12 protein-coding genes and 1 tRNA gene are annotated in these 11,836 nt (G+C 39.4%); 6 read left to right on the top strand and 7 right to left on the bottom strand.

All coding sequences use genetic code 11. From position 1 onward, the window contains the following. Nucleotides 1–2: 2 nt before the first annotated feature. The 4 genes from G9371_RS10755 to G9371_RS10740 form a co-directional block, all read right to left on the bottom strand. A tRNA-Gln gene (locus G9371_RS10755) sits at nt 3–77 on the bottom strand. Beyond that, complete coding sequence (gene ispE / locus G9371_RS10750) at nt 76–909, bottom strand: 4-(cytidine 5'-diphospho)-2-C-methyl-D-erythritol kinase (RefSeq protein ID WP_165471269.1); 834 nt, start codon at nt 907–909, stop codon at nt 76–78. The genes G9371_RS10755 and ispE overlap by 2 nt, the downstream gene beginning before the upstream one ends. A gap of 18 nt (nt 910–927) precedes the next feature. Then, nucleotides 928–1,506 carry a lipoprotein insertase outer membrane protein LolB gene (lolB, locus tag G9371_RS10745; protein ID WP_000039821.1) on the bottom strand — a complete coding sequence of 193 codons (579 nt, stop codon included), beginning with the start codon at nt 1,504–1,506 and terminating at the stop codon, nt 928–930. A gap of 4 nt (nt 1,507–1,510) precedes the next feature. After that, the gene (locus G9371_RS10740) at nt 1,511–3,220 is read right to left on the bottom strand and encodes a tetratricopeptide repeat protein (RefSeq protein WP_001088484.1); all 1,710 of its coding nucleotides are present in this window, start codon (nt 3,218–3,220) and stop codon (nt 1,511–1,513) included. A gap of 88 nt (nt 3,221–3,308) precedes the next feature. On the opposite strand from G9371_RS10740, the gene hemA reads away from it, so the two are divergent. After that, entirely contained in the window at nt 3,309–4,592 is a 1,284-nt protein-coding gene (gene hemA / locus G9371_RS10735) for a glutamyl-tRNA reductase (protein ID WP_000007423.1), read from the top strand. On the opposite strand, the gene G9371_RS10730 is transcribed toward hemA, so the two are convergent. Together G9371_RS10730 and G9371_RS10725 are read right to left on the bottom strand one after the other, a co-directional pair. Then, nucleotides 4,589–6,454, bottom strand: a complete 1,866-nt coding sequence (locus tag G9371_RS10730) for a DNA primase (RefSeq protein WP_029423877.1) — start codon at nt 6,452–6,454, stop codon at nt 4,589–4,591. The genes hemA and G9371_RS10730 overlap by 4 nt on opposite strands. Before the next feature lie 158 nt (nt 6,455–6,612). After that, the gene (locus tag G9371_RS10725; RefSeq protein WP_000056806.1) at nt 6,613–7,770 is read right to left on the bottom strand and encodes an outer membrane protein assembly factor BamD; all 1,158 of its coding nucleotides are present in this window, start codon (nt 7,768–7,770) and stop codon (nt 6,613–6,615) included. A gap of 71 nt (nt 7,771–7,841) precedes the next feature. On the opposite strand from G9371_RS10725, the gene rluD reads away from it, so the two are divergent. From rluD to G9371_RS10710, 3 genes are all read left to right on the top strand, one after another. Next, entirely contained in the window at nt 7,842–8,894 is a 1,053-nt protein-coding gene (rluD, locus tag G9371_RS10720) for a 23S rRNA pseudouridine(1911/1915/1917) synthase RluD (RefSeq protein ID WP_000199621.1), read from the top strand. Nucleotides 8,895–8,904: 10 nt separating this feature from the next. Further along, entirely contained in the window at nt 8,905–9,642 is a 738-nt protein-coding gene (gene pgeF, locus G9371_RS10715; RefSeq protein ID WP_000397510.1) for a peptidoglycan editing factor PgeF, read from the top strand. 220 nt (nt 9,643–9,862) lie between these two features. Beyond that, nucleotides 9,863–10,414 carry a flavodoxin family protein gene (locus G9371_RS10710; protein WP_000056378.1) on the top strand — a complete coding sequence of 184 codons (552 nt, stop codon included), beginning with the start codon at nt 9,863–9,865 and terminating at the stop codon, nt 10,412–10,414. A 41-nt stretch (nt 10,415–10,455) separates the two neighbouring features. On the opposite strand, the gene smpB is transcribed toward G9371_RS10710, so the two are convergent. Next, entirely contained in the window at nt 10,456–10,932 is a 477-nt protein-coding gene (gene smpB, locus G9371_RS10705; protein WP_001029798.1) for an SsrA-binding protein SmpB, read from the bottom strand. A gap of 135 nt (nt 10,933–11,067) precedes the next feature. Between smpB and coaD the strand changes: the two genes are divergently transcribed. Both coaD and G9371_RS10695 read left to right on the top strand, forming a co-directional pair. Beyond that, nucleotides 11,068–11,559, top strand: coding sequence for a pantetheine-phosphate adenylyltransferase (gene coaD, locus G9371_RS10700; protein ID WP_000047853.1), 492 nt, complete (start codon nt 11,068–11,070; stop codon nt 11,557–11,559). A gap of 1 nt (nt 11,560) precedes the next feature. After that, nucleotides 11,561–11,824, top strand: a complete 264-nt coding sequence (locus tag G9371_RS10695) for a YfhL family 4Fe-4S dicluster ferredoxin (RefSeq protein ID WP_001979799.1) — start codon at nt 11,561–11,563, stop codon at nt 11,822–11,824. Nucleotides 11,825–11,836 lie beyond the last annotated feature (12 nt).

Here is an 11,836-nt window from a genome sequence, read left to right as displayed (position 1 = left end):
AATGGCAGGGGCGGCTGGATTCGAACCAACGGATGGCGGGATCAAAACCCGCTGCCTTACCACTTGGCGACGCCCCTAACTTGCAACTTTAAAATGACGTAAAGGAGATTCTTTTAAACTATGTACCAAGTAAGCTTTACATGGTGCATGTTTAAGAATGTCGTCAACATTCATTTCATCGGTTACCTCAGCAAAAACACAAGCACCTGTACCTGTAAGCTTTGCATGACCAAACTGGTCGAGATATTGCATTGCTTCTTCAACTTCAGGGTATAACTCTCTAGCCAGAGGCTCAAAGTTATTTCCGAAATTAGAAGGTTCTAACTGATAGGCGCAAAATGTAGTGGGCTTAGAATCTCTTGTCAATGTTTTTTGTGAAAAAAGCAGTTGAGTGCTGATAAAACAATCAGGTTTTAAAACAATGAATTGTTTTTGATCTAAGTCTATGAATGATAAATGTTCACCAATCCCTTCAGCCCATGCATTTAACCCATAAATAAAAATTGGAACATCGGCACCAAGCTTGACACCGAACTGAGCTAATTGTTCTTCAGTTAGACCACATTGCCATAATTGATTTAAGACAATAAGCGTCGTTGCTGCATTGGAAGAACCGCCACCTAAACCAGCACCCATCGGAATATTTTTTTCAATTTTTATATGGAGTCCGCAAGGATTTTGAGCGTGAGGACGTAATATCTGTGCCGCCCGATAAATCAGATTTTGCTCAAGTTGAACCTCACCTAAACCTTTAATCTGAATCTCATCTTCAGATATAGGCATAAATGTCATCCAGTCATATAAATCAATAAGTTGGAAAATGGTTTGTAGTTCATGGTAACCATTTTCACGACGTCCTGTGATATGCAAAAACAGGTTGAGCTTAGCTGGAGAAGGTACTCGAATCATAGATTTATATAATAAGGATTAGCGGTTTTGGATCACCATTGTAATACGGTTTTCTTTATCTTCAGCAAGAGCCTGCTTTAAAACCAGTTTATTTGGTAGAGTTTGTTCACCATCATAACTAAAATTAACTGTCCAGCCATCTTCGATGAGTTGGCTCACACGATTTGCATTATCTTTACTAATTTGAGCATTTAAAGTTGCAGGTTTCGCTAAAATCCAACTGGTTAAATGAGTAATTGGTGCTTGCCAGCCAGTTGCACGCTCTAAAAGTTCTTCAGGAGATGCAGCCGTAATCAGTCCAGTTTTAGCACTGTTTAGAGTAACTTCACCAGGTTTACCCTGAATTTGTGTTTTTCCAACACCTAAAATACCGCTTAATTCGATATCGAAATTGTCTTGCTGTTGAATCCATGTAAAGAATGCACTACCAGTTTGTTGGGGGGTGCGTACTCCAATTTTACCTTGTAAATTGAAGTGTTTTTCGTCTTGTACTTGGTGGGTAACTGCAGCTTTAGGTTGAGTAAAATGCTGACAACCGGTTAAAAATAAAACACTTGATCCACAGATCGCTGTGCACAGTTGGGCAAGTTTGCTCATAAATTTAACTCTTTTTTGCAGATGTAGGTAAAATTAACGCATCAAGTTGTTGTAATTGTGGATCATTTGCGTGCTTTTGTTTCAGTTGTTGTAACACGGCACTGAACTGAGTTAATGATCCTTGCATATAAAGTGCCTTAGCGTAACGAATGCCAATATTTATGTTATGACTTAGTTCATATGCTTTGCCTAAAGCTTCCGCAGCCGCTTCATAATCATTTTGTAAAAATGCGATATAGCCTAGCGTATCCAGAATAGAAGCTTGTTCTGGGGCATATTCTAAAGCCTGTTCAGCATATTGACGTGCTTCCTTAAGCCTACGATTTTGCAAAGCTAATGTATAAGCATAGGCGTTTAGATACGTTGGGCTATTGGGTTCTAACTGCAATAATTGTTTGAGTGTTTTATCGAGTTTATCGCGGTCAGTATAAGGGTCTAATAATAAAACTTCTGCATAGATGAGCTCCGGATCATCTGGTAAGTTTTTGATCGCTTCATCTAATAAATTTAATGCAGCTTTTTTATTGCCCATCTTCTTTAAAATTTCAGCTTGAGCTTGGTAAAGAAAGCTTGCATGCTGAGGATAATTGACTCGCTCTTGGGTTAAAAAGCGTAAAGCGTCGTGTAAGTTTTCTTGTTTATCATAGATCGCAATGAGATTGCGTCTTGAAACAATATACAAACTACCATCGACTAAACGGTAGTAAGCTTTAGCAGTTTCATAATGTTGTTTTCTTTCAGCATTAATCGCTAAGTAGTAATACGCCTCATTTTGATATTTTGCAGAGTTGCGTAAATCAACCAGATATTGTTCTGCTTTGTCATATTGCTTAAGGTCAATACTGGTTAAACCAGCAATAAACAAAGCCTCTTCAGCATGAGGATTGCTTTCAATAATTTTCTCTAATTTTTCAAGAGCAAGCTGGGGTTGATTAATCTGGATGAGATAACGTACTTCGGCTAGGCGAATATCTAGGTTTTTCTTATATTTACGGCTTGATTTTGCATACCATTTTAAAGCACCTTCCTGATCACTGAGTGCGATTAGTAAATTGGCTTTCATTAAGATAAAGCTGGTCACTTTAGGGCGACGGCGTAGTGCGCGATTAATGGTACTTAAGGCTGGTTCTAACTGACCATTTTGTGCTTCTAGGTTGGCAATAAGCGCTAAGATGGATGGGTTGTCTTTCTCTGCACTAGAACGTAAAGCAGTTAATAAAACTTCTCGATCCTGTGCATTTTCAGGTGCAATGCTTGCCAAAATTTGTTCAAGATCGGCAGTTGGATCTATTTTTAAAATTTTATCTAAAGTCTCGGCAGCAAGCTGATATTCGTGTGTTTTTAGCGCAATATGCGATAAATAAAATAGAGCAGGGACATCTTTAGGCTCTTGAACAACCCAATGTGTTGCAATATTTAATGCAGCTTGTAAGTCGTTATATTCAAGTGCAACGTCTAATGCACGCTGTTTAATTGTTGTTGAGTTGCTTTTTATCGCAAGCACTGTGTAATTGTGCAGTGCTGTGGGAATATCGTCATAAGCTAAGGCAAATTCAGCAACCATACTCTGCTGTAAAGCCTGATCAAATGAATGCACGGCATAGGTCTCTTGCACTGGACGTGCATAGACATATGAGGACATGCTACCTAACAATAAGAATGTGGTAGAATACTGTCTTATCGAAGCACCGTTAAAATTAATACGGCTATTCATTTGACGCAATTTTTATTGATCCAAAGTAATGCTTTTTATGACACCGATGTTGCACAATAGCATAAATTTAGCGAAATGATGATCTGATATGTCTTTCTTTGCATTGGGTGTCAACCATCAAACAGCTTCTGTAGAACTCCGCGAGCAAATTGCTTTCAATGCAGAGCGATTAAGTAATTTGCTTGCCGAACAACGTCATCACGAGTCTTTAAAAGACTTAGTGGTTGTCTCAACGTGTAACCGTACAGAAGTCTACGCCATGGCGGAAGATGCCGAAAGCCTTCTGAAATGGTTAGCTGATGCCAATAATATTGATGTAAAGCAGTTAATTCATCATGTTTATCGTTACGAAAATGCTCAAGCCATCACACATTTAATGCGTGTAGCAAGTGGTTTGGACTCACTCATGTTGGGCGAACCGCAAATTTTAGGGCAGGTGAAAAGTGCTCTAGCATTGTCTAAAGAAGCGCAAACAGTTTCTCCAGAATTAAATAGTGTATTTGAGTACGCTTTTTACGCCGCTAAACGTGTGCGCTCTGAAACAGCTGTAGGTAGTCATGCCGTTTCAATGGGTTATGCAGTTGCCCAGCTCGCTTTACAGGTTTTTAGTAAACCTGAAAAACTAACAGTTATGGTGGTTGCTGCTGGCGAAATGAACAGCCTTGTTGCCAAGCATTTAGCCGAAATGGGCGTTGCCAAGATGATTATTTGTAATCGTAGCCGTGAACGCGCCGATCAATTGGCCCAAGAAATTGCACATCAAGTTGAAGTTGAGATTATTGATTTTTCAGATTTGGCTGAGAATCTATATCGTGCCGATGTTGTTTCAAGTTGTACGGGTAGTTTGCATCAGGTTATTGCTTATGCAGATGTCAAAACTGCATTAAAAAAACGCCGTTATCAGCAAATGTTAATGGTCGATTTAGCTGTACCGCGTGATATTGACCCTAAAGTAGAGTCGCTTGATGGAGTGTATTTATACGGCGTAGATGATCTACAAAGTGTGATTGATGAAAACTTGGCTCAACGTCGTCAAGCAGCTGTTGAAGCTGAGGTGATGGTTAATCAGCTAGCCACCCAGCTAATTACGCATCAAAAAGTCAAAGAGGCGGGCAGTACAATTCATGCTTATCGCCAACATAGTGAAGAAATTAGCCAGCGAGAGCTTACCCATGCATTAGAGGCTCTGCATCATGGTGGAAATCCTGAGCAAGTGTTGCAGCAATTTGCCCATCGTTTGACGCAAAAACTAATACATCCGACCTCTATGTTGTTGCGTGAAGCTGCAAAAGCAGAGAGCCCAGACTATTTTGAATGGTTACAGCAGCATTTACAGGATGTATTTGATCACGAGCGAAAACCCAAACGTTAAGAAAGAAGTCTTAAGCTAATCTGTTTGGTAAGTTCATTGAGTTGTTGTCTTAAGTTTCTTGACTCAACTAATGAGATTTTAGATTTTAGTTTTTGACGTAAATATCTTTCTTGTAAGCCTAAAGCATATTCTTTTGCGAGTTTATCTGCTACTTCCGGTGCTTGAGTTAAGGCTTGAATATTGGTCCTTTGCATAATATCTGCAATTTCATGGCAATAAGTGCTACAAGCACCTAAAACATAGTAGGTAGCTAGTTCTTGGTCATCAGGCAATTCGTCAAATATACGGTTTAAAATTGCTAATATTTTAGCCAACAGCTCATCTTGCGGAATATAAGCCCTTAATCCTTCAAAATGAATATAAAGAAACGGATGGTGCATCAAAATTGCAATTGCAAAGTCTTCATCTTTCGTTTGAATATTAAAAGATAGTGATGCATCGTGGCTAATTTGTGGCGTGAAGCGCTTACCTAAGCCTAATTTTTCACGGAAAGATTGGGTTAGTAGATAGCGAAAAGACCCTTGTTTTGGCAATAACTCGGTCAATTCTCTTAATTCGCCCATAACAAGACTCTTACCTTCGGGCGTACTAATGTCATGTTGCGCAGTAAGATGAGCAAAAACAAAGTCAGAAAGTAAAGGAGCTTGCTGTAGAAGCTTCTGGAAATTTTCCACCCCTTCACGGCGGATTAAAGAGTCAGGGTCATGGTCATTTGGCAATACAAAGAATTTGAGCTCACGACCATCATTGAGTAAGGGTAATGCAATTTCTAAAGTTCGGCGTGCGGCCTTTTGACCTGCAGCATCACCGTCAAAAGCAATCGTAATCCGGTTATTTTGTTTAAATAAGATATTAAGGTGTTCGGTATTACTTGCTGTTCCTAAAGTCGCAACTGCACCAGTAATGCCATATTGCTGTAAAGCAATGACATCCATATATCCTTCGACCATTAACCAGTCATTTGCTTTTAATTTTCGGCCTTCATATAGCCCATACAGTAATTGATTTTTATGGAATACTTCCGAATCGGGCGAGTTGATGTATTTAGGCTTAATTTCATCATTGAGCGCACGACCACCAAAGCCAACTACACGGCCTTTAGGGTCCCGAATTGGAAAAATAACACGATCACGTAAAAGGTCAAAGTCACGACCACTGTCACTTGAACGGATGAGACCAAGTTGCTTTAAGCCCTCAATATCATAAGGGAAAGCTTTTTCTAGATGCTGCCAGTCTTCAGGAGCATAACCTAAACGCCAGAACTGAATAGTCTGGTCACTTAAACCGCGTTGCTTAAAGTAATTTTTAGCTTTTTGACTAGTCGGTAATTGATGTTCATAAAACTGGGCAACATTTTCTAGAAGGTCATATAAATTACCTTCTTGTACTGGCTCATCAAAGCTAAATGGCTGTTCAAACTGGGCAAAGGGATCATCAAAATATACGGGTTCAAACGTATTGTACTGATCTTCTATAGGTGCTTGAGTAGTCGGTTCAGCAACCGTTTTGGGCGGTGTTGATGGTTTTATAACTTGGCGTGTATAAGACAGTTTTTTATTATCAGTATTATCTTTTGGTAATTCGACTCCCGTATTACTCGATAACTCCTTCATCACATCAATAAAGTTTCGGTTATCAATGTCCATTAGGAAGCGAATGGCATTTCCGTTCGCCTGACAGCCAAAGCAGTGATAATACTGTTTATCGCGGTAAACATGGAAAGAAGGCGTTTTCTCTTGATGAAAAGGGCAACAACCAGAATAAGTTCGTCCGGTTTTTTTCAGTTTCACACGTTGACCAATCAGATCGACAATATCTGTGCGATCTAAGATCTGATCAATCGTATGCTGTGGAATTGCCATAATTCAGATAACCGTGTTTAAACTAATGATGCGATAGGTCAGATTATTCTGACATGATGAATCGAGATATGCCCGATAAATATTTTACTATTTTATAAAAACAAACAGGCAAGTGATATTACTTGCCTGTTTGTTGGTTATTTTTAAGCTTTTATTGCTTATTGAGCAGCGTCATCTGCTTCGTTATCTGCTGGTGAGGCACTCGGTGCTTCACTCGAAGACGTTGCTGGTGCAATTGTTGCGCCTTCTGCTGCTTTTGGCTCAGGTTTATCTAGTAAACCGAAGCTTAAGCGATTAGTCCAACTACGTTCACTTTTTGCTGCTTCAACAGGTGTGTTAGTTGTTTCTTCAGCTTCTTCTTTACCCGAGTTACCAATTAAACCAAAGCTTACGCGGTTTAGTAGACTACGTTTTGGTTCAGCTTCAGAAGAAGTAGTCGTATCTGGTGTTACAGACTTAGATTCACGACCAAGAATACCTAAGGTTGCACGGTTGATCCAGTTACCTTCTTTACGTGCAGCACGCATGTTGACAGTGCCGTTTTTATTGACAAGGCTCGGATAATTAAGTTTTAAAACTTCGATGTATTGTTGCGAAGTTGCCTTATCACCTAATTGATCATAGCTATATGCCAAAGTTGCTAAAGCTTCTGGTACTTGAGGTGTTTGTGGATAGTGTTCAATCACCCATTGTGAACGTTCAGCCGCGGCAATCCACGCTTTACGTTTAACGTTAAAACGAGCTGCATTCATTTCACTTTCAGCAAGCTCTTGTCCAATAAACTTCATACGCTGTGCTGCATCGACAGAATACTGGCTACTTGGGAAGCGACGGATAAGATCAACAAAGTTTTGATATGCAACTTTTAAATAACTCACATCACGGTGAGATTGTTGCAAAGAGGTGTAACGCAACAAGCTATCGTAGTTCATCTCCATATTAGATACGCCACGTACGTAGTAAGCATAATCTACATTTGGATGCTGAGGATTTAAACGAATAAAACGTTCTGCGAGTGCAATCGCACCTTCATAATCTTTTTGCTTAAATTTTGAATAGAGAAGTTCAAGTTGTGCTTGTTGTGCGTATTGTCCAGTTGGATAATAAGTATCAATCGCTTCTAAAGATTTGGTAGCGTCAAGATATTGACCACGATCAAGAGCTTTTTGAGCCTTGTCAAAATATGCTTGTTCACTAGATTGAGGGCCAGTATCGACCACTTCTTTTTTACTTGGATTGCTGCTACAGCCCACAAATGCAGACGCTACACCTAAAGATAAGGCAAGCATCGTAATTTTATAACGTGGTAGCGACATAAAAACTCCTCTGTTATGTTGGGCAATGAGCTACAATTGCGCTATTAAACCACTTTTATCTAAATGATCAAATGACTTCAGCACAATCTTCAAACACAAACTTCTCTGAAACAGACTTCAATTTACTAGAAGATTCTGAGGATGCAGATAACCATACTTCTGATACAACTGCAACACGTTTATCGTTGCAAGTTCAGTTAGATGAAAGCTACTTAGGGCAACGTATCGACCAAGTGGCAGCCATGGTGTGGAGTGAGTTTTCACGCGAAAAACTTAAACAATGGATGAAAGAAGGTCATCTGTTGGTAAATGGTAACATTGTCAAACCTAAATATCGCTGCGAAGGCAATGAAACGCTAACTTTAAATGTTGAGCTTGAAGCACAGACCAACAGTCAACCAGAAAATATTCCACTTGATATTGTTTACGAAGATGAAGATATTTTAGTCATTAATAAACCGGTAGGTATGGTGGTTCATCCTGGCGCAGGTAATACCTCGGGTACTTTGGTCAATGCTTTGCTTTACCATTCACCTAAGTCAGCCGAGCTTTCACGTGCTGGTCTAGTACATCGTATTGATAAAGATACCAGTGGTTTACTAGTTGTTGCTAAAAATCTCGAAGCACAATTTTCTTTGAGTAAACAATTGGGAGATAAATCTGTTTATCGTATTTATGACTTAGTCACTTATGGCAATATTATTGCAGGTGGCACAATCGATGAGCCGATTAAAAGACATCCGGTTGACCGTGTAAAAATGGCAATTTTGCCAGGTGGGCGTGATGCTGTAACGCACTATAACGTGAAAGAGCGTTTTAGAGACTTTACTCGTGTACAAGCGCAACTTGAGACTGGCCGTACCCACCAGATTCGCGTTCACTTTAGTTATATTGGGCATGGTTTGGTGGGTGACCAAGTTTATATGAACCGTGTACGTATTCCGGCAGGGGCATCTGAGTTACTCATCGAAACTTTACGCGGTTTTAAACGCCAAGCACTTCATGCAGCTAAATTGGGCTTAAAACATCCTCGTACTGGTGAAGAAATGTTATTCGAAGCACCATGGCCTGAAGATTTTACGCAGTTGGTTAATGTTTTACGTACAGAAAACGCTGCATATTAAGGACTGGTATATGGAATTTGTTCAGGGTTTACCTCAAGGCGTATTCGTAGGGCAGACACGAGTTCATCACCCTTTGGCATTACCAGCAGAGCAAACAGAGCTAACAGGTTTTAACCTTGCTTTGCACGTTAAAGACGAAGCTCAGCGTGTCCAGCAGCATCGGATGATACTGTTAGATGAATTTGCTCAGTTTGGGGTTAAAAAAATGACATGGATGACCCAAACACATAGCACGATTTGCCATACAGTAAATGAACAAATTCCTTTTACAGCTTTAATTGGCGACGGCTTGATTACGCAAACCAAAGGTCATGCGTTAATGATGATGACAGCCGATTGTTTACCTGTCGTGCTTGGTAATGCTGAAGGTACAGAAATTGCTAACTTACATGCAGGGTGGCGAGGTTTAGCGGGAGGTATTATTGAAAATACAGTTGCTGCAATGCAGAACCCTCCAACATGGGCATGGTTGGGTGCAGCGATTAGTCAACCTTGCTTTGAAATCGGAGCAGAGGTAAAAACTGCTTTTTGTAGTAAATATCCTGAATTGGAAACTGCATTTATTGATGGGGCAGCTCCAAATAAATTTCATGCTGACTTGTATGCAATTGCTCGTTTTATCTTACAGAGACGAGGAGTTGAAAAAGTTTTAGGGGGAGATCAGTGTTCATACCAACAGCAAGATGAATATTTTTCTTACCGCCGTGATGCTAAAACTGGCCGTATGGCAACTTTTGTTTTTATGTAGTTTTGAAAAATCATATTTCTTCTTAAGGATATGATTGTTGTAATAATACTCTCTTATGTTGTTTAAATTTCAAAATAGCATAAGAGAGTTTTTTATTTTGAATTTTCCATATTTATTCAAGAAATTAAGGCCAGCACTGAGATTTCATGTTTATAGAGGAAGGTTTAGCAAGTTTTAATAAAATGATAAAATAGAAAAAATCGCTCAAAATATTAAGCTTATGTCTTTGCCTGAAAAACATCTCTCTATTGTCTATCACAGTCCCTATGGTCACACTGCAAAGGTAGCGTCTGCTATCGCAAGTGGCGCCGAAGTGATGGGCGTCAAAGTACATGTGATGAATATTGAGCATATTGATTGGGATGTTTTAGATGCCTCACAGGGCATTATTTTTGGTTCCCCAACTTATATGGGAAGCGTAACTGCCGATTTTAAAAAGTTTATGGATAGTACATCTAAACGTTGGAAAAATCGTTTATGGCAGGGTAAGTTAGCAGCGGGTTTTGCAAATTCGGGCGGTTTAAGTGGTGATAAACTGGCGGTTCTGCAACAACTTAATATTTTTGCGATGCAGCACGGCATGTTGTGGTCAGGTTTACCTTTAATGACAACAGGCCATACTGAAACCGATTTAAACCGTTTATCGAGCTGTTTAGGGTTGATGACTCAATCAGATAATGCACCTGTTGAAATTACACCGCCACAAGGTGATTTAGATACGGCTAAATGGTTTGGTGAATATATTGCTGGGCTTTTATATAGATTAAATTAGTGAAAAATAAAAAAGCCTCTATAAAGAGGCTTTTTAGTCTATTACTTATGAAATATACGTGCTTTATCACGTTGCCAGTCACGTTCTTTTTCAGTCGCTCGTTTATCGTGAAGTTGTTTACCTTTCACGAGTGCAATTTCAAGCTTAACCAGATGACCTTTCCAGTAACATGCTAATGGAACGCACGAATAACCTTTTTGGTTCACCGCACCCATAAGCTTTTCAAGTTCACGACGAGATAATAATAATTTTCGTGTACGTGTAGCTTCCGGCACAATATGTGTAGATGCAGAAAGGAGTGGTTGAATCTGAGCACCAAATAAGAATGCTTCACCATTTTTAAAAATGACATAACTTTCTGTCAAACTCATACGACCGGCACGTAAAGATTTTACTTCCCAGCCTAGTAAAGACATGCCAGCTTCAAATTTTTCTTCGATAAAATAATCATGACGGGCACGTTTGTTTTGTGCGATGGTTCCGCCATTATGTTTCTTTACTACTGTTGCTTTCGCCATAATTCAAACTTCCACAATTGTCCCTATTGTGCCGTAAACTGATGCCAAGGTGAAGTTTTTTCCCACATATCAATATTTCGTCTCATGTATAACTTTTGCTAAAATAGGCGCACAATACAATTAGAGTACTAGCGGATGTCTAAAACGCGTGTAATTTATCCTGGAACATTTGACCCTATCACGAATGGGCACGTTGATTTAGTTACTAGAGCATCAAGAATGTTTGATGAAGTTGTAGTAGCGATTGCAATTGGACATCATAAAAACCCTTTGTTCAGCTTAGAAGAAAGAGTTGCACTGGCGCAATCATCATTAGGCCATCTATCAAATGTTGAGTTTGTAGGTTTTGATGGTTTGTTGGTTAACTTTTTTAAAGAACAAAAGGCCACAGCAGTACTTCGTGGTTTAAGAGCAGTTTCTGACTTTGAATATGAATTTCAACTGGCCAATATGAACCGTCAGCTTGATCCACATTTCGAGGCGGTGTTTTTAACACCTTCTGAACAGTATTCTTTTATTTCTTCGACATTAATTCGAGAAATTGCTCGTTTAAAAGGAGATGTAACCAAGTTTGTTCCGCAAGCTGTGGTTGAAGCTTTTGAACGTAAACATCAACAAGGTTGGTAACGTGTCGTTATATATCACTGATGAATGCATAAACTGCGATGTTTGTGAACCAGTTTGTCCCAATGAAGCGATCTTTATGGGCGAAGTGATTTATGAAATCAATCCGGATTTATGTACAGAGTGCGTTGGTCACCATGACCAGCCACAGTGCCAATTATTTTGTCCAGTAGACTGTATTCCAAAAGATCCGCAGCATGAGGAAACGGAAGAACAGTTACTCGACAAATATAAAAGATTAATTGCTCAAAAAAGCACGAGCAATTAGTCAATAAATTTG

Source organism: Acinetobacter sp. EKM10A, from assembly GCF_011075215.1.
Lineage (GTDB): Bacteria > Pseudomonadota > Gammaproteobacteria > Pseudomonadales > Moraxellaceae > Acinetobacter > Acinetobacter baumannii.
Note: the sequence above shows the minus strand (reverse complement) of the source record. Positions and strands in the feature narration are given on the sequence as shown.